The organism is Marinobacter sp. S6332 (genome assembly GCF_023016045.1).
In the GTDB taxonomy this organism is placed as follows: Bacteria; Pseudomonadota; Gammaproteobacteria; order Pseudomonadales; family Oleiphilaceae; genus Marinobacter.
The window spans coordinates 129,909-156,583 of record NZ_JALKAP010000006.1 but is presented as its reverse complement, the minus strand read 5'-3'; the positions used below and the strand labels follow the sequence as shown (position 1 = coordinate 156,583).

Genomic DNA, 26,675 nt, shown 5'->3' with positions numbered 1-26,675 from the left:
ACCTAATTCTGATGTTTTTCAGGTGGTATCGAGTAAGTCATGGTTGAGTGGGCAACGGGTTCATCAACACCTTCCGAATAAACGAACACCTCGCCAACTCCCATTGTGCGGCCAACTTTGAGCATAGTGGCTTTCGCACGAATGGGCGTGTGCGCTTGTGGTTTGCGCAGAAAGTTAATGTTCAGGTTGGTGGTTACCGCCAGCGGCACAAGCCCGATTTTACTGAGCAAAGCGGCATAAACGGTGACATCTGCCAGCCCCATCATTACCGGGCCAGACACAGTTCCACCCGGCCTGAGGTGCCCATCATCCACATCCAGTGTCATCTCGGCCCAACCATCCCCCAGCTTTTGCAAACTGCCGTAAGCAGCTCCCTGGGGGAACTGCTCCTGAAGAAACCTGTTCAGCTCCTCAAGTGTCACCTTCATGAAGCCGACTCTTCCTGAGCTTTGTTACGCAACACAAAGCGCTGAATTTTACCGCTGGGTGTTTTCGGGAGCTCATCAACAAATTCAATTTCACGGGGGAAGGCATGTGTGGAAAGGCGACGACGGACAAGCTCCTGAAGCTCATCCCGCAGAACCTGTTCGTCCGCCGGAGCCTCGTCACCCTTGATAACCACATAGGCTTTTATGATAGAGCCGCGTTTTTCATCGGGCTTGGCGACCACTCCAGACTCCGCAACCGCGGCATGCTCCAGCAAGGTGCTCTCCACATCCGCCGGGCCAACCCGGTATCCCGCCGTTGTAATGATGTCATCGTCTCGGCCGCTGAATGAGAAGCTGCCATCGCCATGGCAAATCGCCATATCGCCCGTGAGGTAATAGCCCTTCACGAAGGGGTCTTTTTCGCCCCAAGTATAACCGTCGAAGTGGAACAGCGGAGAGGCTTTCACATCAACAGCGATTTGCCCTACTTCGCCCTCACCTACCTCTTCATTCTTCTCGTTCAGGGCGACCACTTTGTGGCCCGGCGACGAATAACCCATTGAACCTTGGCGCACCGGATGCTTGAGCGCATGGAAGTTGCAGCAAGTCATGCCGGTTTCAGTCTGGCCGTAGTGGTCCATAACCGGGCAATAATGGCGGTTCTTAATCCAGTTAACGACCTCTGGGTTCAAAGGCTCACCGGCACTACTGGCGACACGTAGGCCAAGGTTCTCGCCTTCGGGCAATACATGATCGTTGGCTTTAAGAAGTCGGTAAGCCGTTGGTGCAGCGGCCAGATTGGTAATCTTGTACTTGCGGATCATGTCGTAGGTGGATTCCGGGGTAAATGCGCCCGGATTGAAATGGGTGGCATGGCCCATCAGCAGCGGCCCAACTACTGCGTAATAAAGGCCATAGGCCCAACCGGGATCCGCAACGTTCCAAAAAACATCGTCATCGCGCAGGTCGATGGCGTCTCTCATATAAACATAGAAAGCTAATAGAGCACGAGCCGGCACAGCAACCCCTTTAGACTTGCCAACTGTACCCGAGGTAAACATCTGCAAGAATGGGTCAGTGCCTTTGATCAACACAGGCTCGAAATCATCACTTTGTTCGTTAAGTGCGCTGTAGAAATCGCGAACACCTGCATCGGCTTTTTCTGCATCAACACAAATAACGGGCGGGCAATCCTTCACTTCAGTGAGCTTAGAGTAGTTGGCGGGGTCTGTAACGACCAACTTGGTGGCCGCACGTTCAAGGCGGTATTCAATAGCGCCAGAACCGAATGCAGTAAACAGCGGCTGGTACACAGCACCTACGCGCAGTGCACCGGCAATAACGATAAGGAGTTCCGGAGTTCTCGGTAAAAGCCCTGCAACTCGATCACCCTTGCCAATACCCTGAGAAACCAGATAGTTCGCAAAACGTGCAGACTGCTCTTTCAGTTCCGCAAAGGTCAGCTTGCCGTCACTGCCATCAATAGTTTCATAGAAAAGTGCGACTTTTTGCGGGTCAGTAGCCCACTTATCACACATTTCATGGCAAACGTTCAGCCCGTTTTCAAGGCTTCCGTCCAAGATCTCCGCTTCCAGAGCGGCAGGGTCAAAATTGCGGTAAACGTCGGCGTATTCCGGAAGGCTCATTATCTGCTCCTGCTATTATTATCATTGAATGCATAGATGAAGATTTACCATAGCTCGCACTTTACGTAAAGGTAAACTTTAGGCGAATGCGCTTCAAAAAAGCGAGTAATTCCCGAGGACATGACGAAGCCCATCGCAGTCCACTAAAGAGTCATCACAGTTCACAACAATATCCGAACGCGCTAAAACATAACCCTTACCAGTGATGTTATTTTTCACAACCTGATACTCGCCCGCCTGCTCTACGCCAGAAAACTCACCAATAAAACCCGTCTCACGCAACGAGATGGTTTCAAGTTTGTCTCCGGGGCGAATGAGCCCCTCATGATTCATAAGAGCAAGCCGCGCCGAGGTGCCGGTTCCGGTGGTGCTTCTGCAGATAACGCCGGGATGCACGTAGGTTGCAGAACGGGAACGATAGTAGCCCTCTGCCACTTGGTGTACCGGCCCCATAAAGTGCAGAAATGGCAATGGCCCCACGTCGCCCAGGGTGTAATGGGAAAAACCCCGTTCGGCCTGAATCGCTTCAACAATGGCATGGGCTGCAACTGCGAGTTCACGTTCTTCATCGACCGAAAGATCAAAACCCAGTGATTTTGCGTCCACCAATGCGTAGAAGCCGCCGCTGTAGGCCACACTGTAAGTGACTGTGCCAAGTGATGGCACATCGATACTGGTTTGATAGGTATGGATATAGCTTGGCAGGCCTTCGCAGGTTATCGCTTCGACCACGCCGTTTTCCACCAGCGCTTCTATGCGAACAAGGCCTGCGGGGGACTCCAGTAAAAAGCTCTGCTTGCCCTCCTTTTTGGGCACGATTCCAGCTTCCAAAACCGCCGTTGCCGTACAGATGGTGTTAGAGCCGGAATAAATCGGGTAACCCATCACTTCCATAATGATGTATCCGACCGCAGCACTCGGATCTGACGGAGGAACCAACAAATCCACAGACATCTCCGGAATACCGTAAGGCTCTTCCAACAGCAGCTTTCGCAAACCATCGGCTTGATCGCGAAGGTACTCCATTTGCGCCCGCACACTGTCGCCCGGCAGGGGGATGATACCTCCCGTCACAATTCGACTTACATCACCGCCAGCATGGGTATCCATTAGCTGAATCGTCAATTCCTGCTTCATGCGCCTTTCTCCAACGACCAGAGTTGGCCGTGCTCTTCCCACAGGGAATCCGGCACAATCACAATCTTGCCGAGATAATTGCTGCCACGATTCATAAAGTAGCGCTCTGCTTGGTGTAATTCAGAGAGCCGAAAAGCACCGTGCAGAACTGGCTTGAGCCGCCCTTCGCGAATCCAATCCACCAGCTGCTCGGCCTCTTCTCGCGTACCGTGTGAAACCCCGAAGAGTTTTACCTGATACAGATAAATTCGTGTCCACAGGATTTCACTAACATTGCCACCACTGGCACCCGCGATGCTCAGGCGAGGATAAGTGCTGCGAGTGTTCATATCGAAAATCATGGCGTCGATGAAGCGGTCAGTCATCTCGCCGCCTACCAAGTCCATTACCGCATCAAAAGGTTTACCGCCTGTTTGGGCCTTTACACGCTCAACAAAGCCGTCCATTTCGGAGCGATCAAATACAGATTCGGCGCCCAACGACTTAAGAGCCGCAGTTTTATCCGGCGTACTTAACGCGTAAGGAACGGCACCCATAATTCGGCAAAGCTGGATCAGTGCCGTACCAACACCGCCGCTTGCACCGGTAACCAAAATACGTTCCCCGGCCTCTACGTTAGCAGAGGTGAGCATGTGCATAGCCGTTTGATAGGAACACATTCCCATCGCAGCTATCTGGGCATCGCTCAAATCTTTGTTTGGCACAACGTGGAATTGATCTGAAGGAACAGCCACGTACTCGGCGTAGCCGCCGTCTGCACCATGGCCATAATAATCGGGGGTTAAATTGATATCCCTGCGGGCATTGCCATACATATTGAAATCTAGCAGCCCCCTCTCGCCAATACGGCTAGGCTCCACGCCCTCGCCCACAGCCACTACGCGGCCAGCAATATCGGCACCCTGAATTCGGGGAAAAATCAGCGTAGGCTTGCCGCCCATCTGGAATGAGGTGGTTTCACCTTTTTTGGTGGGATATAACCCTTCCCGGGCTTTGCGGTCTGTATTGTTTTTGGCGGTAGCGGTTACCTGTACCAACACCTCGCCGGCCGCAGGAGACGGCGTGGGTACGCTTTTATACTCAAGTTTTTCAATACCGCCATGGCCGGTGAGAACCATGGCCTTCATGGTGTTTGGAGTCATGACTAGGTGATCCCCCCTGCCTGCAAAACAAAACCAATCCACTTAGAGTAGGAGAGATTTTGGCAGCTGTCAGGGAATGCCCACCCTCTAAACTACTGGGCAATGACCTTGTAAATAGGCCGCAGCTTGGGGATCTGCTTTAGTACAACCTGTATAACAGTCATCAGCGGCACCGCCAGCAACACGCCTACAGGCCCCCAGAGCCAACCCCAAAAAAAGATCGAAACGAAAATAATCACCGGGTTAATCGACATGCGAAAGCCGTGTATCCAAGGCTCGATGAAAAAGCCCACCATAGTGGTCAAGGCAAGATAACCAACGGGAGCAATGGCCATCATCCATAAAGTATCCAAGCTTACCGCCGAGACAACCGCCAACAGCAGAATGGTGAGAATAACACCAAGATAAGGAATGAAGCGGGCTAACCCGGCTACCAATCCCCATACAGCTGGATCTGGCAAGCCAATTGCCCAAGCCATAAGGCCGGTTGCCACACCAACAGAGGTGTTACTGATACCCAGTACCGCCAGATACTGGGCGATTTGGTGCTGAGAATCTCGGCTAATACGCAATACTCTTCTGCGGTGACGCCGTGGCAGCTGCCGTACAAAATTGAGCACCAACCTATCACCACTAACCAGCAAGAAGTACGTAAGCGCCATAGCCAGCGCTAAACCCGCAACCCCGTCACGGGCTTTATTCATAAGCTGGGCGCGCCAAGAGTCCGTTTGTAGAACCACCGTTGTGGGCTCTACTGCTGCCTTTTTGCCGCCAGTATCAGAGAGTTCATTCACCGAGTCTTCCACCTTCTGGGCTGACTCAGTTACCTTATTTATCTGTCGCTTAAGCTCGCTTTCCCCAACCAGCAAACGGGAAATTCCCTCTGGAGCCTTACCCGCCCACTCAAGCGCAGGTGTTGCCACAGCCATCGACACACCGGCGATACCTGCAAGCACAAGCAACACCAGTATCAGTGAACTCACTACCCGAGGCATACGCAACCCCGAACACATACGCGTAGCAAGAGGCGATAACAGCAGGCTTAAGAGAAGCGCCAGAATCATCGGCAGGACAATCTGATGGGCCAGATACAAGGTGTAAAGCACACCCAGAATAAACAAGCCATAAATGGGGGTGGAAAGGTCCGCTAGCGTCTTCTTAGCTTTGGCGTTGCCCTGTTCACTTGAATCGTGTTCATTTTCCATAAGGTACCCATAAGCCTATCAGCTAGCATTCAGGCCAAGTAGTGTACCTCTGGCAAGGCTTTAGCGCATTACACAAGCACCTACACGGCGGCAGAGGCAATAAAACTGAGCAGACTTACACGCCACACTCTCTCTGTAAGCGCGCTTTGAACTCTTTGCGAATGCGTTCGTTCTCTTCGTCATTCACAAAAACCCGCTCACCTTCCTTGTTCAACTCATAGATACCTGAAACCCTCGCAAGATACTTCAGCCGGGCTTGCATACCCTCACAGTAAGCTTTTTGCTTCGCAGCATTAGCCTCCTGCTCAGCCACAACCTTTGACCGGGCTTCACGCTCTTTTTCACTATTTTGAAGAAACTCATTCAAACGTTGTTTACGCGCAAGGGCTTCCGCATCAACAGACGGCGGAGCAGCCTTTAAGCGAACCTCATCAGTCACAACGTTTTGGGGCGGCCTATCACCGAAATGAGTTTGCCCGTTCTCATCAACCCAGCGATAGGTGCCCGCGTGAGCCAGAGAGGCGGATAAGAGTAATATAGAAATTATGATTCCCTTCATTGGTTGTGATCCCTATGTTGGTATTGGATTTACATGCTGTGTGCAGAGTACAGCGATTTCGATTATAAATTTGTATTGTTCGTTGCTGAATCCTGAGATAGCAACTTATCTTGCAACTCACCGATCACTCTTAACACACGGCTCATTTCCCGCTGGGTTTTTAAGTCCAAACCCAGCTTGCCGTCCATCAGTTTTACCAACGGAACAAGAGATTCTTCAAAAATCCGCGCGAATGCCGTGAGCGCCTCACCGACCTGCGGCGGGCTATCCAAGTTTACTGTTACAGCAGGGTTTAGTTGCACAGACTGCAAGCCTTCGGTTAGCCCGTTTTCGAGGGAGCGAGACAACTCCCCGAGAGCTTTGTCGAAACTCTGCTCTGAACCTTTTTGACCAGCCATGCCAGCAATCAACTGCTGCCCTAGTTGCTGCATTTGCTCAGCAATCAGGCCGAGCTGGCGTACAACCTTAACGCCGGTTTCCTCATCGCCTCCCGCCTGCTGGCGACGCCGGTACTCTTCGCAAATGGCTTGCCAACGGCTCGCTTCGGCTTCCGTGATGGTCCCGCGCATTTGCTTGAGTTTAAGCAGGTTCTCTTCTGCGCCTTGGGTCAGCAACTGGGATTCGCCCTGATAGTGATCATCAATCAGAGCTTCCAGTTCTTTGTCGCTCATCACCGGCGACAACTTCTCCGCAAGTTTATTCATATTCCGGTAACTACCCTGCAGCTTAAAGGTAGGCTCGGTGCGATAGGCTTCGGCTTGGGCGCTGGACGCAATGTATGCCTGATTTACCCGCAGCACGGTTTCCCGAACACGGATCATTTTCTGAAGCAAGGAGACAATTTCATCCCGTTCAGCAGCACTGTAATCGTGCTCGAAATCTGAATCTGCCACGGTCTTGCCTGCCGCCAGATCCGCAAACCGGTAGAAATCCGCCATGCCCCGGGTAGCTAAAGGTGCCAGCACCCGGTTGGCACTCAGGCTGTTTTCGATATAGGACAACTCAAAAGCGTGCTCCATGCCCGATAGCACATCCCCCAAGTTGTAGATATCCGCCCGGTTTGCCAGCATATCGGGCACTTTGAACACTTCGCCGCTTTCCGTATAGGGGTTACCAGCCATGACTACGCAAAAGCGTTTGCCGCGCATATCGTAAGTGCTGGTACGGCCCCGCCATACGCCTTCAATGCGCCGGGTGCCGTCACACAGAGAGATAAACTTTTGCAGGAATTCAGGATGGGTGTGCTGGATATCATCCAGATACAGCATCACGTTATTGCCCATTTCCAGCGCCAGATTGAGCTTAACCAACTCTGCCTTCGCTGTGGAATGCGGTGCCTTCTCCGGATCCAGAGAGGACACATCATGGCCCAGACTGGGGCAGTTGATCTTCATAAAGATCAGGCCCAGCCGATTGGCCACATACTCCATTAAGGTGGTTTTACCGTAACCGGGCGGCGAGATCATCATTAACAGGCCGGACTGGTCGGTGCGTCGATCTTCGCCAGCGGTGCCCATTTGCTTGGCCAGGTTGTCGCCAATGATAGGCAGATAGCTTTCACTGATGAGCTTGTTACGAACAAACGAAGACAGCGGCCGGGGCCGATATTCCTCAAGGCGCAACTGATCACGCCATTTTTCCAGTATGCTGTGACGAACATCCTGAAGTTGCTGCCAACCAGCGATGATTTCTTGTCGGTGATAACGCAGGCGTTCTTCGAATTCATCCAGCTGCAAACTCAGGGCGCGCTCATTGATATTCGAGTGCTGGCCAAGCAAACCTTCAACCTGAAACGCCAGCTCAACACTGCGCACCGCCGTAGTGATCGCTTCCTCTGCGTTGAGCACTGCCACCACTTCCGGCAGGTAATGCAATAGGTGTTGCTGCTCCGTTTTGCCCATCCAGGCTCTCAGCCAGTGACTGGTTATGCTCCAGCGCGCAGCGGGCTGGTCGGCAATCACACTCAGGGCGTTCTCATACTGTGCAAACTGGTTATCCCGTTTCAGAGCTACAGTAAAGCCTTCCGCCAGCTCTCCGGCATAACGAGTGATTTCAAACGCTTCCGACTCTTCTGCCAGTTGCAAAACCAGATACTCAGCAGCCGAGTTCAACAAGGTGCGTTCGGCACTGCCCTTTTCAGCCAAGATAAGTTTGTGGGTTTCTATGTATTCCAAGAGTTTGGGGCCAACTTCTTGCTCCAAGGCCTGCAACAACTCATCTGACTGCATCATGCGGCTGAGTATGCCCGCAGACAAACAACGTGAACGTAACTGCTGTGCGAAAACCTTCTGCTGGCTCAGATCGGCCCAGAACAACATGGCAAGCGCCCGTGCTTTCGGGCTAAAGCGTAGTAACCCCGCATTTTGAATAGCTGGCCAGAGAGTGCTAACAATCAGCGCGGCATCGTGGTCGTGAATACCTTTTTCATAGCCTTCGCGGTAGCGAGGCGATGCAAATGTGCGAATATAGCCGGTAAGCTCTTCAATATCAGCGACGTTAACTGGTAAATCCTGTGATTTCCGGAACTCTTCAATCACCAGAGCAGCTAGGTATTCCCCCCGGTAAACCTTGCCAGACTCAGACGGCTGACTCATATTCCAGTAGCTGCGCAGGCGATCCAGCTCCGGCTCATCCAACCGCTCGTAATACTGGGTGCCGGTCAAATGCAGCAGCACATGGTCATCCCGGGGAATGAGTGTGAGATCCAGTTCCTGCTGGTTCACGCTGAACTTGTGTTTGCCGAGGCGTATGACGGCCCCACCATCTTCAAAGATATCGGCTTTGTCACGAACGCTGCGCAGGGCGGTGTCTTGAGCGGCTTTTAACTGGCCCAAACAATCATCGGCTTCCATAGCCGAGCCCAGTTCCTGCAATTCCTCGGCCATGCTACGCAAGCGCGCAACCATGGCATCGGACGCAAAAAAGGCGTGCAACTCTTCCACACTGGTAAAGCGTTCGGTTCGACGATTGACGTTTTTCAATATGCGTTCAGCCGCATCCGTCAGGGTTGTCACTCGGCGTTGGCGCTGGTCCTGTAGCTGCTGGCGCCGAGCTTCAATACTTTCGTGGGCGTTCTCTCGCTGTTCCAACACGGCGGCGAGAAATTCATCGTATTCGCCAAATTGGCTTTCAAGCTCTTGCAGCTGATCGAGCATGCGAGTCATCAACCCATCGCATTCCCGCACATCGGAAAGCGAGCTGACGCCGTTCGCCAGACTCTGTTCAAACAAACGAATGCGGGCGGCAAACTGGGCTCTGGCTTCTGCACTGCCTTGCTCTTTCAGGCGGATTTCCGCTTCCGAACGCTGTTGATTAATGCTGGCGTATATACCTGAAATGTTGTCGGTAATGGCGGTTTCCAGCGTTGCATCGTTTCCCGCCATGGAAGCGAGCATTCCTTGAATCATATCCAGACCGGTAGTCAGCTCTCGATACCGTTCCACAATATCTTTCAAGGCGTCGCGGCTCTCAGCCTCAGCCAGATCGGCTTGCAGTTCTGTCAGGGTTTTGCGGTAACCCTCAAGGGCTTCCGGTGATGCAAGGAAACGGAAGGTGCGTTCGGTCAAGCGCTCTTCGGCTTCTGCCAACTCTTGCTCCAGCCGGTCTATGCTGGCCTTATCTGCATAGCGGCGATCGTTCAGCGTTCGCACCCGGCCCCGGTGTTCCCGCAGCCGGGCCAAATAGCCTACGAACTGATCTGGCGCTTGCCAGCTGTCTGGCTTCAAGTCCCGCATCAAGGCGCTTTGGACATCCGCCACCTCGTTGATTGCGGCTTCTGTTTGAGCGCGAATACTCTGAACTTTTTCGTACTCATCCAGTACCAGCTCGGCAGTATTACGAATAGTGCCTAATTGCTCATGCAAACCGGCAAACAGCGCTTCATCTTGCGCTGCTGTCAGCCAATAAAACTGATCGAGAACACGATCAAGCGTGCGAATCAAAGCCGTGAAATGCCGCTCACTGGCACCTTTGGCTTCAACCAGAGTAATAACGGTATTCAACTCGGCAATACCACGCACCAAATCCGGGTTACCAATGCGCGCCAGCTCTGAGTCGTTGGCAACATTGGCTTGAGCATGAAAACTCTCTGAGGTAAACGGTGTTTCCCAAACCTGCAACGGGTGAACCAGAGCGGGTTCCTTGTCGGCGCTGAAAACCACCAAATGCCCGTTTTCGAACAATGCAAAGCCGTGCCCTATCAGTGGCACATCCGCCTGCTTGCGGATTAAGTTATAGCGGAAAAGAATCACCTGCCCGGTGAGCTGTTCAAAAAACACATACAGCACATCCTCACCGTTAGGCGAGCGCAACGAGCGTTTGAGGCGGAAATCCCCTTCGGGAATTTGGAAGGTTTTTAGATCGCCGGTGGTGAGGTAAAAACCCGAGGGAAAGATAAGCCCGTGGTTATCCGGTAACAACGCCACAGAACCCGCCATGCTATCAACCCGCTCAATGTTCCGCTGAGTGCGATTGAACAGGTAATAGCGCCACCGCTCTTCATTGAACGGCTGAATTCGGACCAACAGTATCTCGCCCAAATCCGCATAGTCGAATGTGGCATCGTCCAGGGACTGGGAATCGGAATCTACCGGGTCTGCATAAATGCCTTCACCAGTCGCTGTGTTGTTCTCTACCTTGAAGGTAATGTTGCCCCTCAGGTTATCCACAAACAGCGTATCGGCGATGTTCAGGTGTGGAGAACGCCCCTGTACCTGAGAGTCGCGACCAACCGTTTTCCAAGGGAAACTGTACCTATCCGGGAAAGTAAGGTCCCGCTCTCCCCGGTTGTCTATGTAGCGGTTAACCTCACCATTGGACTTAAGTTCCCAGCGGAAAACCCGTAAATCACTCAGCTTGTCACCGATGCGAAACGTCATCAGCAGCATACCCTTGAGGATGACTAACTGAGACAAAGTGGCGGTATTGTAATACTGCTGCAGTTCGCGAAAATCTGTAGCAAACCGAGCATCTGTCAGGAAGGTGCCCTCTATGGCGGCTTCGGTCATCTCAAAGCCACCGTCGCTATCATTTAGGTGGTAAAGGCAAAAAACATCATCCAGTTCTAGGGTTTTCCGCAACCCAAGCTGCAGGTTAAAACCAAACAGCAGCTTATCTCCAAGGCGCACCACATCCCTAGCGATGGCGTTGTTCTCAGTTCTAACCCGAGCGCGCCCAAGCACACTCATTCCAGCGCTGCCAAAAATTTCTTCACGGGCCTGATTGAGCCCTGAAACCTGCTCGCGAAGCTGCTCACCCTGCTCTTTTAAACGGCGCTGAATGGTTTCGAAGGCAGAGCCTTCTTGAACGATGCTCTCAAGGCCGGTGCGGTCCGTCGACATACCAAATCATCCTGAACGGAGGGAAAAGGGAACTCTGAAAGAGCTGAAAGAAGATACACACCACCAACGTCAGATCAGACATGGGTGGTGCGTAATCTATTAAGCCGTTTCAGAACTGATGTTTGGCTTTTCACCAGCAGCTCGCCCAGCTATGCCCGCTAAAGCAGCTTGCAGCGACGGGGATTTATCCAGCACCCCCTGCACGCTCTTACCATAGCCCAACCCTTGAGCAAACTTCTCGAAAATGCCGCCATCACCACCGATCATCTCAAACTTGGCATCTTTCAACGCGGCGGCCATTACGCGGCCATTTTCCAGAATACCGGTTTGGTGAGCTTCAATCTTAGCCATCACCTCCTTCTCATGAACTTCCAAGTTCATACGGAATTCTTCGAAGTGACGAGCTTCTTCAGACATGTCGTTGTAAGCCTTCAGCTTCTCTACCAAGCCAGACGCTTCGGCTTTCGCCATAGCTTCACGGGCATCCGCTTTGGCGTGGCCCATGCGCTCTTCACCTTCAGCATCCGCAAACACCATGGCCTTGCGGGCATCCGCTCTCGCCAGACCCAGCTTCTCTTCGCCCATGGCTTCCGTTTCAAGGCGCTGCTCCAACACCCGAACCTCAGCCATGCCGGCTTCTTCATCCGCTTTGGCGGTCGCCGACTTAACATCGGCCCGGGCCACACCATCCGCCCGAATGGCAGACGCCTGAGCCTCTTTAACCTGAGCCTCGGCCAACCCGTCAGAGGCAGACATTGCCTGACGACCACGAGCGCGCTTTTCATCCGCTATGGACTGCTTCTCAGCTGCATCCAACTCCGCCTGAGCCGTTACGCGGATTTTCTCCGCTTCCAACTTGGAGCGTTCAAACGCGGCTTCTGCCGCTTTCACATCCATCAGCTTAAGCTCATCGGCATCCGCTTCCGCAGCTACAACCTTGGTGACCTTCAACCGCTCTGCCTCGGAACGGTTGCGAACATCTTTTATGTTCTCTTCTTCCTCAGCCACATTGCGTTCAACCGCAATTCGCTGACTGGTAATGTCTGCAATTTCCTTGCGCTCGCCTTCAAGGGCTTTTTCCATGCCAATTCGCTCGATTTCAACCGCGCGCTCACGGTTTACATCTTCCAGCTCACGGGCCTGGCGAATGCGCACTTCTTCAATTTGGACCGCGCGCTCGCGAGCTTTCATGGCCATTTCAATTTGGCGTTGCTTGTTTTCTTCCGCAATGGCCAACTCTTCGTCTGTCTTGATGCGGGCTGCTTCGGCACGGGCGCGCTCTTGTTCACGTACCTGCTCGGTTTCAGATGTTTCACGAGCTTGCAGGGTCTCAATTTCACGGCGTTGGCGGGCTTCTGCGTCTGCCTGACTGCGCTCCAGCTCCAGCGACGCCTCGCGTGCAGATACATTTTTCCGCTGAATTTCTAGCTCTTGATCGCGCTCTAAACGGTTTGTCTCCACATTATGGAATGCGGTGATCTCTGTAATCCGTTTGATACCCTCAGAATCGAGAATATTGTTGGGGTCCAGAGAGGTTTTCGGCGTTTGTTCCAGATAATCGATGGCAACGTCTTCAAGAATGTAGCCATTAAGATCTTCGCCAATGGTTTCAATGATGGAATCACGGAAATGCTGGCGTTCCTCAAAAAGCTGCATGAACTCCAGCTTTTTACCAACCGTTTTCAGAGCTTCACTGAACTTGGCGTTAAACAGCGTATTTACCGCATCGCGATCAGATGCTCGGCCAACTCCTACAGATTTCGCCACCCGCAAGACATCTTCCGGGGTTTCATTAACGCGCAAGTAGAAGGCGACGGTGATATCTGCGCGCAGGTTGTCTTTACAGATCAACCCTTCCTTACCAGTTCGATTCAATTCCAGAGTAATAACCGAGATCTTCATGGTCTCGGCACGGTGAATAACCGGCAGCACCATGGCACCAGTGAAGTAGACCTTCGGCGTAGGAGAAAGATCGTTCACAATCAGAGCCTGCCCCTGATCGACCTTGCGATAGAACGCCTTGAACAGGGTAAGCACACCCAGTATCAGTAAGACCAGAACACCGATGGTCGTGAGTACTGGCATCATCCACGATAAATCCATTTAGCATTTCTCCTAAGCTGGTTAAAAATAAAAGCGCTGGGTTATCCGGCAGAATCACCGGTATAAAATTCGGATTCCGGAACAACCCACCAAGCGTTTTCATCCGGAATGTGTTCAATAATGACCGCCCCTTCCCGATGGGAAAGCGGTGAATGACTACGTATTTGAAGAACAAGGTGAGCGCCATCAAGAATGGCTTCACCACGGCCTGAAACCTCAGTAACCGCTGAAGAAATTACCACACAAGGCGTACCAACAATGCGTTTTTGTAGCGGCTGCAGAAACGCCCGACGAAATAGCGGCCGCAGTGGACGCACCAACACCGAAGTAGCCAATAGCCCAAGGACTAAAGCCGCAAAAATAACAGCCGCTCCGTACAACCAGTGCAGCAGGCCGCCAGGAATCGAAGCACCGAAAATAAGGTCAACAAAGTAACTGATTAACCAACCAGTCAAAAATAAGAGCGTGAGCACCAAGGGCAAAGGCACGCCCTGAAGCCCAAGCGTCACCATCAGACCGCTAAAATCGCCACTGGCATCAATATCGCCATCTGCCTCGATATCCCCCATTCCAAAAAGGGAGATCAGCCAATAAATGATGGCCACACTCAACAGTATGGAGAAAACCACTGTAGGGAAGGAAAAAGCAGTTTCGAAGAATGTTTCCATACGCAACCAGACTATCCATTCTGGTGAAATCAAAAAATGACAGTTTGTGTCAATCAAGACCGTCGTTATATCGCAATTAAACTATTTCTTGCAAATGTTTAATTGCGAGGTATAGACTCAAATTATTGACATAAAATGTCAAGCAGCAGGACAAGGTTCGTCCGAATCGGCCGAATCGATTCAACGCCACAGGAAGGAGCTATTCGTGGATATTCAAACTCTCACCCTAACTCTGGGTGACTCTACGCATGCCGGCCGAACCTTCGACGTCATGCCAATAGCCGGAGAAGAACCGGTGCTTCAGGTAACGGTTTCCGGAGCGGAAGAAACACCGGTGTACGTTACGGTAACCGACACTCAAATTCTGTGCCTTGCGTACCTTTTTGAAGAGCAAGAGCTGCTCCCGCAACGTGTAAACGAACTGCATGACAACATGCTACGACTCAGCGTACCCATGCCCCTTAGCTCACTTGGAAAAACCGGTGATCACTATGTGGTATATGGCGCTCTCAGCCCGACCTCCGGCGCAGCCGAAATCATGCAAGAGCTGGTAACACTGGCCGAGAATGCCATCGACTTGTTACAGACGTTTGAAGACTATCTGGCTTAAGTGAGGGCTGAGACATGAGATCTGTACTGAATAAAATTCTAACCGCAATGCGCGGCAGCGTGAATGAGCTAGGCGAAGCTGTTGTAGATAGCCAAGGCAACCGCATTCTGGAACAAGAACTGCGGGACTCTGAGCAAGAACTGAAGCAAGCAAAACAGGAACTCGCCGCCTTAATGGCAGAATCCGCCTCTTTGGCTCGGCAAATCCGTTCTGAGCAAGACAGCGCCAGCAAACGCGAGCAAGATGCCCGCAAAGCCATCACAGCAGGCCAGGAAGAACTGGCAAGAGAAGTGGCCGAGCGCATTGTTGGCCATGAGCGCCGTGGAGCCGAACTGACCCAGACCCGAGAGATACTGCAGCAGCGCATTGATAGCATCAAAGAGCGAGTTCAACGGGCTGAAAAGCAACTCGCCGACTATCGCCGAGAGCTGCAGGTGGTGAAAACTAATGAGCGAGTGCTACGCACCACCGCTCAGATTGATACCAACATCAACAGCCAACAGTCTTCTCTGAGCACTGCCAAGGAAACCCTTGAGCGTATTCGTGAGCGGCAAGCCCGGGAAGAAGACCGGCAAACCGCCAGCACTACCCTCGAAAAAGAACTGACTGGCGCTGACTTGGACGAAAAGCTGAAAGCGGCTGGCATCGATGGCGAACAAGATGCAATTGACAGCGTACTTGCTCGCCTGAAAGACAAACCCGCCCAGTAAAATTAGCGCCCTCGTACTTTTCATATCGAAGTACTAGGGCGCAAACCTCAGGTTAATCCCATGGCTACACCACCGGACTGGTCAAAGGAAGAGAAAGCTGTTCAGGCCGTACAAATGGCCTTCGATCTCTCCAACGACATTCAGCGAGCGTTTCGCGTATCGGCCGCACTACAGGATATGTCCACCTCAGATATGGTGCGCAAGGTGCTGCAACTGCCCTATCAAAAAAACCGGGCCAGACCCCGATTAACCATCACGCTAAAAGATGAAGACTTTGAACTGCTCGCCGAGAAGTATGGCCTTGATCCGCTCGACAGAACGACGATTCGACAACGGGTGTCGGAAGATTTGCAGGTGTTTGCTGGTAATTATTTGACTGAGGCTTAGAGTAACCTTGTGTGTGACTTCATCTACTTAAGGAGTTAAGCACGGTAGCCATCGCCCCCACTACCTCTGTGGCCCAATCACTCTTTCATAATGCGCACAGCGCGCTCGTCCATACAGCTACGAACAAAGGTGTTCATTTCGGCCTGATCGCCAGATTCGTAGAAACGAAGCATTAGCTCGTTAAATTCAAGCTGCCTTGAGGCAGGGATGTTGATGGCAGGGTAACCGTTGCTCAGCAGATGGCCATTCATCATAAAGCGCCCCATGCGCTTATTTACATCGTAAAAGAACTGGCAGCGAGCCATAGTCAGGAACAGGTGGATTGCTTGATCATATACGTCGTTCATCTGCATCTGATCAACCATTTGATCAAACCGTTCCGGCAACTCATGTGCCTCTGGGGGTTCATAGTCAGTACCCGCAATTAAAACGGAGCCGCTGCGAAAACAGCCCCACTCCAACGCGTCTTCTTTTGCAGCGACCCCATGCAATTCCCTAGCACAGGCTTTGGTTACTCCGAAGCGTTTCTCCCGAATCATCTGAAACAGCCTTTTCCAAGCCTCGCCCTGATTAACGGCGATTTGCTGATCACTCAGCTTATGACCTCCAACGGTAACACCCTGCAATAAGGTTTGGACTTCGGGCAGGGTGAAATTGATGCCCTCCAAACGCACAGCATCATAAACAAACACTGACACAGCTCGCTGCGCTAGCATAAGTGCTTTTTCACGGTTCGGACGCATGAGCCAGTAGGTGTCCTCTGGGCTTGGCATTTCATCTCCGAAAAGAACAAAAGTGTTAGCTGTTTTGGTAGCGGATAATCTAACACTCTGCGAGATCAAACTGTTAGTTTGGGCACCTTCATGGCGCCACTTAAGCACAAGCAACACATTAGTTGCTTATCGCTGTGAAAGCACCTAACATGTTTCATTCAGACAAAAAAGCAATAGAAAAGTTGACAGTAATGACTACCATACTTCAGCAACTTAAAAAGCGGCGACTGGCACTTGGCCTCAAGCAGAGCGACATGCTGTTGCGCGCCGGCATCTCTCGCCAGCAGTATCAACGACTGGAGTCCAAAGGGAATCCCAGACTGGACACTCTGGAACTCATAGCGCAAGCGCTCAGCAGCGAACTAATGCTTATCCCCAAAGACAAGCTTGGTGCAGTGATTGCAGTGTTGGAGCAGAAAGCATCAGACCCATTCAGAGAAGATGCCAATAAAGACTTGCATGACGATCCCTGGAAGGGCTTGCTGGGGGATGATTGATGGGTAATGACTACGTTGGCGAAATGGGTGTGCTCAAACTGACCTTGCATGGCAGGCTGGTGGGCTATCTAGCAGGATTTCAAAACGGTCGAAACGTACTGACTTTTGCTGAGGAGTTCACGAACGACACCAACCGCCCTACATTTAGCTTAACTGCACACCCAGCGTTTCCGCGCGCAAAAGCTTTGATGGACGAACCTTGGACAAGACACCAAAAGCTGCACCCTGTGCTCTCTAACTTGCTTCCAGAGGGAGCCCTGAGAGAGCTGATCGCTCAAGGGCTCAAAGTTCACATTGATAACGAATTTCACATACTGTCATACCTTGGCCGGGACCTACCCGGGGCTTTGGTAGCCGAACCAATGGAACCAGATGAAGTACCAGATAGTGTACTGAACACTCACGGTAAAGCGCGAGCTGTTCAACTCGAGAGAGCTTCCATGGAGAACAAATTTTCACTGGCTGGCGTGCAAATGAAGTTCTCGATGAAGGAGAAAGAAGGTCGCTACAACCTCTCCAACAATGACACGCTTGGCGACTGGATCATCAAAACACCGTCAACACTGCACAAAGAAGTGCCTGCAAACGAATATACAGCCATGTCTTTGGCGGCGCTCGCCGGGGTCAACATACCGGAAATAAAACTGGTTGAACTGAATAGGCTGGAAAACCTCCCCCCAATCAACCTCCCCAACGAAAAACTGGCATTTGCCATCAGGCGCTTTGACCGGGATGGCAATACACGGATTCACATGGAGGATTTTGCTCAGGTACTTGTGAAATACCCTCACGAAAAATACAACTCAGCTAATTACGAACAAATTGGCAAAATTCTATACGAGTATTCTGGCGATGGGCTTGCCGACACCCAGCAATTCGCGAAACGGTTGCTCATAAACATACTGCTTGCCAATGGGGATGCGCACCTCAAAAACTGGAGCTTGCTCTACTCGGATCGTGCGACGCCTAGGCTTTCCCCGGCATATGACATAGTTACAACCAGCACCTATATCACGAACGAAAAACAATACGCACTCAATTTAGGGAAGACCAAGGCTTGGTATGCAACCTCCTACGAACACTTTGAATTCTGGGCAAAGCGCTCAGGCATTCCTTGGCGGGCTATCAAGCCTCATTTAGATGAAACGATGGAGAAAGCCAAAAGCCTATGGCCAGACGCCATCAAAGATTTACCGATGAACGAAGGCCACAAACAGTCATTAGCGGAACACTGGAGCAACCTTCAGGCTGACTTTCGAATTCCATGACGTAGCCACGCGCTGATTTCTCAGGGGTCAAGGCCATCGAGCCACATGAGATCAAATCAAATCAAATCAAACTAAGCTGTACTCACCCCTGTTAACTTTACAGCCCAAGCCGTCCCTGTCCACAATACGCGACTCAAGATATAATCCGTCCCCATCCTGCATGGCCTCTCACCCACTCTCTACCGGATCACCCCATGAAAAAAATCGCTATCATAGGCTTGGGTTACGTTGGTCTTCCTCTGGCAGCGGCCTTTAGCACAAAGCATCAGGTTGTTGGCTTCGACATCAGCACAACCCGCATTACCGACCTAAAAAACGGACGGGACTTAACTCGTGAAGTTTCGCCAGAAGAGCTCGCAGCAGCTACCCAGCTAACATTCACTAATTCGCTGGATGCAATAGCCGACTGCTCTGTGTTTATCGTAACCGTACCCACCCCTATCGATGGTTTTAACACTCCGAACCTAACACCTCTAATTGCAGCCAGTGAGAGCGTAGGCAGTGTGCTCAAGCGCGGCGATATCGTGATTTACGAATCAACGGTTTACCCCGGTGCTACAGAGGAAGTGTGCGTTCCGGTACTGGAGCAAGTATCAGGCCTAAAATTCAATATGGATTTTCACGCCGGTTACAGCCCGGAGCGAGTCAACCCGGGAGATAAGCAACACCGGGTAAGCAGCATTATGAAAGTCACCTCTGGCTCTACGCCTGCCATTGCCGAAGAAGTGGATGCCCTATATGCGGGCATTATTACTGCAGGCACCCACAAGGCAAGCTCCATCAAAGTGGCAGAAGCAGCCAAAGTGATTGAAAACACCCAACGCGACCTAAACATTGCTTTGATAAACGAACTAGCGATGATCTTTGCCCGGCTAGGCATCGATACCCAAGAAGTTCTGGCAGCAGCTGGCACCAAATGGAATTTCATACCTTTCAAACCCGGCTTAGTAGGCGGCCACTGCATTGGCGTAGATCCGTATTACCTAACCCACAAAGCCCAAGCTATCGGTTATCACCCTGAAATCATCCTCGCAGGCCGGAGAGTTAATGATGGCATGGGAGCATACGTGGCCGCTGAATTGGTGAAAGCAATGATCAAAGCCGGGCACACCATCGCCAAAGCTCGCGTACTGGTAATGGGGTTCACGTTTAAAGAAAACTGCCCGGATTTACGCAATACCCGAGTCATAGACGTTGTGAAAGAGTTGCAGGAGTTTGGTTGCGCGGTAGATATCACAGACTGCTGGGCCGACAGCACCGAGGCCGAACGTGAGTACGGTATTAAGCTTACCGAGCAGCCTGAACAAGGTTCTTACGATGGTGTGATTCTGACGGTTGCGCACAGCGAGTATGCATCAATGAGCGCAGACGACCTGCGAGGCTACCTGAAACATAGTGGCGTTCTATATGACCTGAAGGGCTTATTGCCGTTGGGTAAGGCGGATTTGCGGCTTTAATATGCTATGCAGTGCTGTGCGGATGTCGATTTGAATACGTGGGCGAACCATAGCTGCTAGATGCACACATCAAAGACCTTTCATGATCATCCTTTACTCCAGCAACAAATCCTCCATATCCACTTGCAGTTCTTCCGCAAGCGCCTTCAACACCTGAGCCGAGCCAACCTTATTGCCCGCTTCAATCTGGCCGATATAAGACTTGCCCACACCAGCGGAGCTGCCCAGCGCTTCTTGGGTAAACCCGCGGTACTCGCGCCAGACCTTTAGTGGATGGTCTTCTCGAGCGATAAGGCGAGCAACCATCTCAGCAGGTTCCACTTCATCCTCACAGCTTTAGGCTTGAGCTTCGCTCCGCAACTTCCGCATTCTTTCCAAAGCCGCCTCAGATAGAAACGCCGAGCGGGACTTGGCCTTGTTCGGGTGCTCCTTCACAAACCTATCAATCTGAACCAAAACCAAGCGGGGCACTGTGATATTAATCTTCTCCGCCTTGCCCAGAAATGGTGTTACATCGATCTCAACAAACCCCCACACCGAACCCTCAAAATCGGGATTTTCACGATGCTCAGCAATAGAGTTTGCAGCTGGGATCTCCTCACCGAATTCTGCCAACAGTTCAAAGTGCCCAAGAATCGCCTCACGAGCATTATCCAGCGCCTCGTCTTCACTGGCACCCGCAGAGAAACAGCCAGCAATATCAGGCACAGTAACGCTGTAGTTCTCTCCATCATCTGTATGGAGTGCTACTGGGAAACGCATAGTAATTACCTCAAGTTAGTGGTTATTACACCCAAACACCAATATTGGGCAACACTATAACCACCAATACAAGCCGAGCCAGAAGTTATCCGCACCCTGCACCACGCACACAAACACTGGCCGACATCGATTTGCTTCAGCCTGCAACTCAGGTGTGTCTGGATGAGATTAGGGATTTGATTGAGCGGTAAGAGCTTTACGGCTTAGGTTGTGGCTTGGCATCTCGATTCGGCCTCGAATTTCGAACTGGAAATCATCAGGACTAGAGCTGGTATCGACTCGATCGAAACCATCGGGCTTTCCGAAATCAGGTCAGGCTATGCTATGTCTGTCCATGATTGCCCGTTCTTCACTGCCAGAGTAAACTAGGGGTACTTGAGGAGAAATGATAATGAGCACCCCATTAGATCCTATCGTTTCGGAGTTTGAAACACAGGAGCAAGCCGACAGTTACGACCACTGGTTTCGCGAGCGCATCCAGCAGAGCCTCGACGATCCACGCCCCAATGTTCCCCATGACGAAGTGATGGCTCGTGTCCGGGCCACAATCGAGTCCAAAAAGCGCCGACATGCTACCGGTTGAGTGGCGAGCTCACGCACTGGATGCGCTTGAGGAAATCGCCACTTACCTGAGCGAGCACAACCCTTACGCTGCCGAAGCCCTCGTCAACGCTATCGAGGAGACCGCTGAAACGCTACCTGAGCACCCCTATCTCTACCGCCACGGACGTGTCCTTGGTACGCGAGAGGCTGTGGTTCACCCTAACTACCTGCTGGTGTATCGCATCACTTCTGATCATATCGCCATCCTGGACGTGCTCCACGCGCGCCGGGAATATCCCTGACATCAGCCGCTTAGAATACCTCCTGGCATCATCGGATCAGTCGAGGGAGAAGCTAACAGACTAACGCCTGTCCCAGCTTACTTCAGGCTTCAGGTCAGGCTAAAGCTGTGCCTGTCCATGGTGCCTTCCCCTAAACTGTTTATCACAAGGCCATGGCCGAGACGCCCGAAACCTCTGAACACACCAGCATCAAAGAGCACATTCACCCTGCCTTTAACCTGACAGATGCAATTGCACGGCAAACGGAGCAGCAGGCACTGAATGAATTTTCAGTACCACTAAAACCGCTATTGAGCTTTGAGGGCGTGATTCGGAACGGCTTTCAGCGCGGGATCCTGTTCAGCTTTGAAGATTATCTGGAACTGGTGGATTGCACCGGGCGGATCAGCCGGAATGACAAACGCGGCGCTATTGATGACAAGGCACTGCCGATTCTGGAACGGCTGAGTTTGGACCCGGAGCGGTGGTGCCACCGGGCAACCGCTTTTGAGGACAGTTGTCAGGATTATCGGAATCCTGAACGGCAGCGACGAACGGCCTAACTGCCAACCCTTCTCTGCATTACCCAGCTTATCGGCGCGCCTGCCGAGAAATACGCTCGTCTGAAATCTACTAATTTCCAGAAATCTCGATGGAATCTCGGTGCTGTTTTGACGTAACGCCGAATAGACACACACTGGAAACGATAGAAAGCCCGGAGGTCGAAAACCAGTGGGCCTTTGAAAATCAGGGCAGACTACGAGTGCCTGTCCATGATCTTTCTGAGATCAAGTCATGTCAACCTGTGCCTGTCCATGATCATTCATACGAGGGCCAGAAACCTCCGGGCCTTTGGGAATCAGGTCAGGTTTCGAGTACCTGTCTACGATTGTTTAATTTACAATCCAGTTAGCCAGACGCTGCTGTAGATCCCGAAGGCGGGCATCTGGAATGGCACCAAGTTTTCCGATCAGCAGGGAACCATCCAGCACTGCGACTCTACATATCCTAAAAACACTTGAAACTTTCAAGCCAGACTCGTTAAATTCGCTATCCTCTGGCGTCAACACCCAATCAAGATCGGGCTGCAACTGCCTAAGCTGCGACGAAACCATACAAACCAGCCAATCGTCTTGTTTTTGGTTAAGTTTTCGAAGCAATAATACCGGACGCCTCTTGTTGCTCGTGAGATTAGTATAAGGAAACGGCATCAGAGCGATCTGGCCAGCACGCTTCATTGCCAATACTCCACCAGATCATCCTCATTATAGAGCTCTGCTTCATCTTCCAGACCACGCATAGCTTGATCAATACTCATGGCTTGGAATGACTGATCAGTCCACTCTGAGTGATGCCCCTCTCTCTCTCGCTTAGATTGCTGCCCCAGAAACAATACAAAATCCATAACTTCCTGCTGGCGCACTACCGGAAGCTGGCGAATCTTAATAAGAAGCTCATCAAGTTGCACAGTGCCACCATCTGTCAAAGAATATAGGGATAAGGATACCATGCGGGTTTTCAACTTCCACAAGCAAATTCAGCATCTGATTAGCCGACGTCGACTTACCATCACTCTAAAATAAGCACCGCAGAAACGACAAAGGTCCGGAGGTGGGAACCATCGGGCCCTTGGGAATCAGATCAGGCTATGAGTGCCTGTTTATGATTGTTTCATAAGCCATGAATCAATGCTGAGTTTCCACCCTCAGTTTCGCGACCTCCTCAACTGGCAACAACGATACCTCAGAAATAGCACTATCGCTCATATCAGTGCTCGCAATCAGGTTTCTGGCAATTTCCCGTCTGGCTTCCTGCCTACCTTCTTGCCTACCTTCTTGCCTGCCTTCTCGCCTACCCTCCGCAAGCCAACGGTCAGGCCACTTTTTTATCCGCTCTGACAACATATCGTGTACCTCGTGCAAATCTTGCAGGCTATTGAATTCTGGTAATTCCATGCCCGACATTCTATCAGGCAGCAGCACCCGGCGTATCCAGACTACAAAAGCCCGCCTTAAAGACGTTTGCTCCGGTGCTTTTAACCATTCTACCAGACGCCCTAGAATACCGGAGGCAGCTTGCCATTAGCTGTCAGATGTTTTTGGCGAATCAAATCCTGATAAAGCAGCCCCAGATAGCTCATAACCCGGACAGCCATGTATTTATCCACCGTAGACTGAAATTCCAACAGTAAATACACATAAAGCCAGCTCTCTCCCCAGCGCACGCGCCAGACAACATCGCCTTCTCTGTCACGAAGTTCGTCAGTGACATAAGAAAGGATTTCACCATGCCCAGAGCCCGAGCAGAACTAGTCAGCGTTTCAGATACCCCCTCCATCACGTGATCTCACGCTGCGTACGCCGCACCTGTCTATACGGGAAAGATCAAGCGACAGGCCGATGTTATGAACACCGGCGGGGATGGATTGAAGGGCAAATCCGGCTGTTCCAACTTGATCCCGTCAAATTGGTTGGAAAGCCGGTTCAAGTCTCAAGCTCTGGATACCGAGGAAGCTCTTCTTTGAAACCGCTATTGATGACAAGGCATTGTCGATTCTGGAACGGCTGAGTTTGGGCCCGGAGCGGTGCCTGTCCAAGCCTACCTCTACACATCACACTCGCCGAACAGAACCTTGGTAGCGGGCTACCAGTTCATCAGCAGTGAGTAATAGAAAGCCCTCAGATTCTGCCTGGGCAACCAGAATCCGATCAAATGGATCTTTATGAATATCAGGCAGGTAACTCACGGCCAACGTATGCCGAGAAGTTATAGGTAACTCCAGATAGCCGTTATCCATAAGCCCCCGCCTCAATATACTGGGGCTCACTTGAAAGTCTTGTCGGCCCAGATTGTTTTTTATAACAACTTCCCAAAGACTAGCCGCGCTGAAATATAAAGTGTTCGCGTGATCGCTAATCAGCCCAACTGCTTCAGCTGACAAGCTCCGATGCCCGGTCGCTGCCCAAAGCAATACATGGGTGTCGAGGAGCAGGTTCACATCAGGCCTCGAACATTTCGGTTATCTCATCTTGCTCCATCCGATCGAAATCATCAGGAACCTGAAACTCACCTGCCATGAAACCAATCCGCCTCTGCTTCCCGGTTTCGGGGGCTTCAATTGCCGTAACACGCACAACTGGCTTACCCGCTTTTGCAATAATGAACGCCTCTCCTTTCACAGCCCGGGCAACCAACTGCGAGAGCCGGGTTTTCGCTTCATGCATATTTACGGATTCCATGAACCCCTCCTAGGTTAGTTTACAATAGTTAGTTTAAATCGGATAACTGTGTAAATCTAGCAGAGAACAGCAAAGGCCCAGAAGTCGAAACCACCCTCACACCATGAACATTCTGGTAGACACCTCAGTTTGGGTCGATCACTTCCGTAATCAGAATTCAACTCTGACCGAGAAACCATCGGGCCTTTGAGGTTTCCATGGCGATCTATAGCCAGCTCTAATCAACTCTCCAAAGCGAGCAACGATTCCAACGTTTCTTCAGACAAAATTGCCGTCACCCATATTTCCAGCTGTTCGTTGGTCGCGGAAGAGATGCGTTCATCCGCCCATGCCGGAATCGGGCCAAATTTAAGCTGAATCTGTTTGCGCAACATGCCTTCAATACCCTCGTGCATGCCTTTTTCCATGCCCTGCTCCAGACCTTGCTCCAAGCCTTTCTCCATCCCCTCGGCTCGTAACCGGTCGCTCAAATTTGCCATGGTGCTACTCTCCTGCGGGTATTTCTGTTGGTACAATTCCATTTCATTATCATCCAAGGCTGTATAGATGTCGATGAAGTCCAAATACTTCAGCTGCTTCTCAGGGTCGGGCTCTAGCGTGCTTAAACCCTGCACTGCGCGGGCATAAACTTCCAATTTCTGCTCTTCCCGCCAACTCATCAGACTCAGGCAAAGCCGTGCGATGAGGTTATTACTGTTCCAGTGATCCTCTGCCCTGAGTTCCGGCAATGCACAGCGAATGTAATTAAAGCAGAGATATTTATAGCGTTCACTACCCAACGAAAGCTGGCGCGCCTCACTACCGTTGGTGTTCAGGAAAATCACCACCGGCACAACTCTGTCTGTCTTGCACAGCTCTGCAAGATCCAAACAATAGTGAGCCAAACGATGAATAGAGAATCGCCTAGGGTCAGACTCTTCCTCTAATACAAACAGGAGCGCTTCTCTTCGGCCATCCGGCCACTCAGCCAGTAGCGGCACATCCAGCTCCCGGAAGCGTTTACCCAGCCGTTCCTTTAACTGCTCTTGCCTTAACGGAACAATGCGAGCTTCGCACGTAATCGCTTCCGATTCTTGCGGGCTGAACAGCTGTATAGCTTGAACCGGATAGTCCAGAATCAGGTTTTTGAAGTTCTGATCATGACTCGTAGGTGGGCTGGCCGAATTCCTTGGCACGATGACGCTCCTTGCTGATTTCTTGGGCTGACATTGTCGCCTTAACCTGTTACAGAAATCAAGAAATACTGTTTATTTATACAGCTCCAAGCCTCAGCACTTATGGCAGGCTACGCTTTTCGCCATTGCATAGAACCAAAGGCAATACCGGAGGCAGCTTGCCATTAGGCGTCAGATTTTTTTGGCGAATCAAATCCTGATAAAGCAGCCCCAGATAGCTCATAACCCGGACAGCCATGTATTTATCCACTGTAGACTGAAATTCCAGCAGTAAATACACATAAAGCCAGCTCTCTCCCCAGCGCACACACCAGATAACATCGCCTTCCCTGTCACGAAGTTCGTCGGTGACATAGGAACCGCTGACTTTTTCCAGAGTGGAGAAATCGAGTTGCCTCACCCATTCTTGCTTAACAGGACAGTTATCAGGATTATCGAAACCCTGAACGGCAGCGACGAACGGCCTAACTGCCAACCCTTCTCTCTAGTCCTCAGCTTATTGGCGCTCCCGCCGACAGTTGCGCTCGTCTGAAATCTACTAATTGCCAGAAATCTCGGTGGAATGTCGGTGCTGTTCTGACGTAACGCCGAATAGACGCTTAGAAACGCCAAAGGCCCGTTGGTCAGAAACCTCCGGGCCTTTGAAAACCAAGGTCAGGCTACGTGTGCCTGTCCATGATCGTTATTCAACTGTGCTCCGACACATATTGCCGCAAAGCTTCGTTCATTCTGGTCTGCCAGCCACT

29 protein-coding genes are annotated in these 26,675 nt (G+C 51.5%); 9 read left to right on the top strand and 20 right to left on the bottom strand.

Going from position 1 to position 26,675, the window contains the following annotated elements:
• Positions 1–2: 2 nt before the first annotated feature.
• The 9 genes from MWU62_RS10760 to MWU62_RS10720 all read right to left on the bottom strand — a co-directional run bounded on the left by MWU62_RS10760 (position 3) and on the right by MWU62_RS10720 (position 14,227).
• Positions 3–428 (bottom strand): PaaI family thioesterase, encoded by a 426-nt coding sequence (locus MWU62_RS10760; protein WP_247114833.1) that lies wholly within the window; start codon positions 426–428, stop codon positions 3–5.
• Complete coding sequence (locus tag MWU62_RS10755; RefSeq protein WP_247114832.1) at positions 425–2,074, bottom strand: AMP-binding protein; 1,650 nt, start codon at positions 2,072–2,074, stop codon at positions 425–427. Before MWU62_RS10755 ends, MWU62_RS10760 begins: the two co-directional genes overlap by 4 nt.
• 93 nt (positions 2,075–2,167) lie before the next feature.
• A complete protein-coding gene (locus tag MWU62_RS10750; protein WP_247114831.1) occupies positions 2,168–3,211 on the bottom strand; it encodes a proline racemase family protein in 1,044 nt (347 codons plus the stop codon).
• The gene (locus tag MWU62_RS10745) at positions 3,208–4,353 is read right to left on the bottom strand and encodes a zinc-binding dehydrogenase (protein ID WP_247114830.1); all 1,146 of its coding nucleotides are present in this window, start codon (positions 4,351–4,353) and stop codon (positions 3,208–3,210) included. Before MWU62_RS10745 ends, MWU62_RS10750 begins: the two co-directional genes overlap by 4 nt.
• 92 nt (positions 4,354–4,445) lie before the next feature.
• Positions 4,446–5,558, bottom strand: a complete 1,113-nt coding sequence (locus MWU62_RS10740; RefSeq protein ID WP_247114829.1) for an AI-2E family transporter — start codon at positions 5,556–5,558, stop codon at positions 4,446–4,448.
• 115 nt (positions 5,559–5,673) lie between these two features.
• The gene (locus MWU62_RS10735; protein ID WP_247114828.1) at positions 5,674–6,117 is read right to left on the bottom strand and encodes a DUF4124 domain-containing protein; all 444 of its coding nucleotides are present in this window, start codon (positions 6,115–6,117) and stop codon (positions 5,674–5,676) included.
• 62 nt (positions 6,118–6,179) lie between these two features.
• The gene (locus MWU62_RS10730) at positions 6,180–11,456 is read right to left on the bottom strand and encodes a DNA repair ATPase (protein WP_247114827.1); all 5,277 of its coding nucleotides are present in this window, start codon (positions 11,454–11,456) and stop codon (positions 6,180–6,182) included.
• A gap of 99 nt (positions 11,457–11,555) precedes the next feature.
• Complete coding sequence (locus MWU62_RS10725) at positions 11,556–13,559, bottom strand: hypothetical protein (protein ID WP_247114826.1); 2,004 nt, start codon at positions 13,557–13,559, stop codon at positions 11,556–11,558.
• A 41-nt stretch (positions 13,560–13,600) separates the two neighbouring features.
• Positions 13,601–14,227, bottom strand: coding sequence for a hypothetical protein (locus MWU62_RS10720; protein ID WP_247114825.1), 627 nt, complete (start codon positions 14,225–14,227; stop codon positions 13,601–13,603).
• Positions 14,228–14,432: 205 nt separating this feature from the next.
• Here MWU62_RS10720 and MWU62_RS10715 point away from each other — a divergent pair, with 205 nt between their 5' ends.
• The 3 genes from MWU62_RS10715 to MWU62_RS10705 are packed head-to-tail and all read left to right on the top strand — an operon-like array spanning position 14,433 to position 15,934.
• The gene (locus tag MWU62_RS10715) at positions 14,433–14,837 is read left to right on the top strand and encodes a DUF2170 family protein (protein WP_247114824.1); all 405 of its coding nucleotides are present in this window, start codon (positions 14,433–14,435) and stop codon (positions 14,835–14,837) included.
• Positions 14,838–14,851: 14 nt separating this feature from the next.
• Positions 14,852–15,547 carry a PspA/IM30 family protein gene (locus MWU62_RS10710; protein ID WP_247114823.1) on the top strand — a complete coding sequence of 232 codons (696 nt, stop codon included), beginning with the start codon at positions 14,852–14,854 and terminating at the stop codon, positions 15,545–15,547.
• 60 nt (positions 15,548–15,607) lie between these two features.
• A complete protein-coding gene (locus tag MWU62_RS10705; RefSeq protein WP_200364943.1) occupies positions 15,608–15,934 on the top strand; it encodes a hypothetical protein in 327 nt (108 codons plus the stop codon).
• A gap of 77 nt (positions 15,935–16,011) precedes the next feature.
• On the opposite strand, the gene MWU62_RS10700 is transcribed toward MWU62_RS10705, so the two are convergent.
• The gene (locus tag MWU62_RS10700; RefSeq protein WP_247114822.1) at positions 16,012–16,707 is read right to left on the bottom strand and encodes a Fic family protein; all 696 of its coding nucleotides are present in this window, start codon (positions 16,705–16,707) and stop codon (positions 16,012–16,014) included.
• Between the two features lie 191 nt (positions 16,708–16,898).
• On the opposite strand from MWU62_RS10700, the gene MWU62_RS10695 reads away from it, so the two are divergent.
• From MWU62_RS10695 to tviB, 3 genes are all read left to right on the top strand, one after another.
• Positions 16,899–17,204: a helix-turn-helix transcriptional regulator gene (locus tag MWU62_RS10695; protein WP_247114821.1), complete on the top strand. Its 306-nt coding sequence runs from the start codon at positions 16,899–16,901 to the stop codon at positions 17,202–17,204.
• Positions 17,204–18,472, top strand: a complete 1,269-nt coding sequence (locus MWU62_RS10690) for a type II toxin-antitoxin system HipA family toxin (protein ID WP_247114820.1) — start codon at positions 17,204–17,206, stop codon at positions 18,470–18,472. The genes MWU62_RS10695 and MWU62_RS10690 overlap by 1 nt, the downstream gene beginning before the upstream one ends.
• Positions 18,473–18,666: 194 nt before the next feature.
• Positions 18,667–19,929 (top strand): Vi polysaccharide biosynthesis UDP-N-acetylglucosamine C-6 dehydrogenase TviB, encoded by a 1,263-nt coding sequence (tviB, locus tag MWU62_RS10685; RefSeq protein ID WP_247114819.1) that lies wholly within the window; start codon positions 18,667–18,669, stop codon positions 19,927–19,929.
• A 93-nt stretch (positions 19,930–20,022) separates the two neighbouring features.
• On the opposite strand, the gene MWU62_RS10680 is transcribed toward tviB, so the two are convergent.
• Positions 20,023–20,250 carry a helix-turn-helix transcriptional regulator gene (locus tag MWU62_RS10680; protein WP_247114818.1) on the bottom strand — a complete coding sequence of 76 codons (228 nt, stop codon included), beginning with the start codon at positions 20,248–20,250 and terminating at the stop codon, positions 20,023–20,025.
• 15 nt (positions 20,251–20,265) lie between these two features.
• Positions 20,266–20,691, bottom strand: a complete 426-nt coding sequence (locus MWU62_RS10675) for a type II toxin-antitoxin system HicB family antitoxin (RefSeq protein WP_247114817.1) — start codon at positions 20,689–20,691, stop codon at positions 20,266–20,268.
• A gap of 391 nt (positions 20,692–21,082) precedes the next feature.
• Here MWU62_RS10675 and MWU62_RS10670 point away from each other — a divergent pair, with 391 nt between their 5' ends.
• The 3 genes from MWU62_RS10670 (at position 21,083) to MWU62_RS10660 (ending at position 22,078) form a co-directional block, all read left to right on the top strand.
• Positions 21,083–21,274 (top strand): stability determinant, encoded by a 192-nt coding sequence (locus MWU62_RS10670; RefSeq protein ID WP_200364976.1) that lies wholly within the window; start codon positions 21,083–21,085, stop codon positions 21,272–21,274.
• On the top strand, positions 21,261–21,536 hold the full coding sequence (locus tag MWU62_RS10665; protein WP_247114816.1) for a type II toxin-antitoxin system RelE/ParE family toxin: 276 nt from the start codon (positions 21,261–21,263) through the stop codon (positions 21,534–21,536). The genes MWU62_RS10670 and MWU62_RS10665 overlap by 14 nt, the downstream gene beginning before the upstream one ends.
• Before the next feature lie 152 nt (positions 21,537–21,688).
• On the top strand, positions 21,689–22,078 hold the full coding sequence (locus MWU62_RS10660) for a hypothetical protein (RefSeq protein ID WP_247114815.1): 390 nt from the start codon (positions 21,689–21,691) through the stop codon (positions 22,076–22,078).
• Positions 22,079–22,408: 330 nt separating this feature from the next.
• Here the strand turns inward: MWU62_RS10660 and MWU62_RS10655 are convergent, their stop codons facing one another.
• The 8 genes from MWU62_RS10655 to MWU62_RS10620 form a co-directional block, all read right to left on the bottom strand.
• Positions 22,409–22,753 (bottom strand): type II toxin-antitoxin system PemK/MazF family toxin, encoded by a 345-nt coding sequence (locus tag MWU62_RS10655; RefSeq protein WP_247114814.1) that lies wholly within the window; start codon positions 22,751–22,753, stop codon positions 22,409–22,411.
• Positions 22,750–23,025: a DUF2281 domain-containing protein gene (locus MWU62_RS10650; RefSeq protein ID WP_247114813.1), complete on the bottom strand. Its 276-nt coding sequence runs from the start codon at positions 23,023–23,025 to the stop codon at positions 22,750–22,752. Before MWU62_RS10650 ends, MWU62_RS10655 begins: the two co-directional genes overlap by 4 nt.
• 175 nt (positions 23,026–23,200) lie before the next feature.
• Positions 23,201–23,497, bottom strand: a complete 297-nt coding sequence (locus MWU62_RS10645; protein ID WP_247114976.1) for a hypothetical protein — start codon at positions 23,495–23,497, stop codon at positions 23,201–23,203.
• A 74-nt stretch (positions 23,498–23,571) separates the two neighbouring features.
• Positions 23,572–23,796 (bottom strand): Rpn family recombination-promoting nuclease/putative transposase, encoded by a 225-nt coding sequence (locus MWU62_RS10640; RefSeq protein ID WP_348645645.1) that lies wholly within the window; start codon positions 23,794–23,796, stop codon positions 23,572–23,574.
• A 330-nt stretch (positions 23,797–24,126) separates the two neighbouring features.
• Positions 24,127–24,513, bottom strand: a complete 387-nt coding sequence (locus MWU62_RS10635) for a type II toxin-antitoxin system VapC family toxin (RefSeq protein WP_247114811.1) — start codon at positions 24,511–24,513, stop codon at positions 24,127–24,129.
• Position 24,514: 1 nt separating this feature from the next.
• On the bottom strand, positions 24,515–24,754 hold the full coding sequence (locus MWU62_RS10630; RefSeq protein ID WP_200364972.1) for a type II toxin-antitoxin system prevent-host-death family antitoxin: 240 nt from the start codon (positions 24,752–24,754) through the stop codon (positions 24,515–24,517).
• Positions 24,755–24,975: 221 nt separating this feature from the next.
• On the bottom strand, positions 24,976–25,929 hold the full coding sequence (locus MWU62_RS10625; protein WP_247114810.1) for a hypothetical protein: 954 nt from the start codon (positions 25,927–25,929) through the stop codon (positions 24,976–24,978).
• A gap of 100 nt (positions 25,930–26,029) precedes the next feature.
• Positions 26,030–26,329, bottom strand: coding sequence for an Rpn family recombination-promoting nuclease/putative transposase (locus MWU62_RS10620; RefSeq protein ID WP_200364974.1), 300 nt, complete (start codon positions 26,327–26,329; stop codon positions 26,030–26,032).
• Positions 26,330–26,675: the final 346 nt, after the last annotated feature.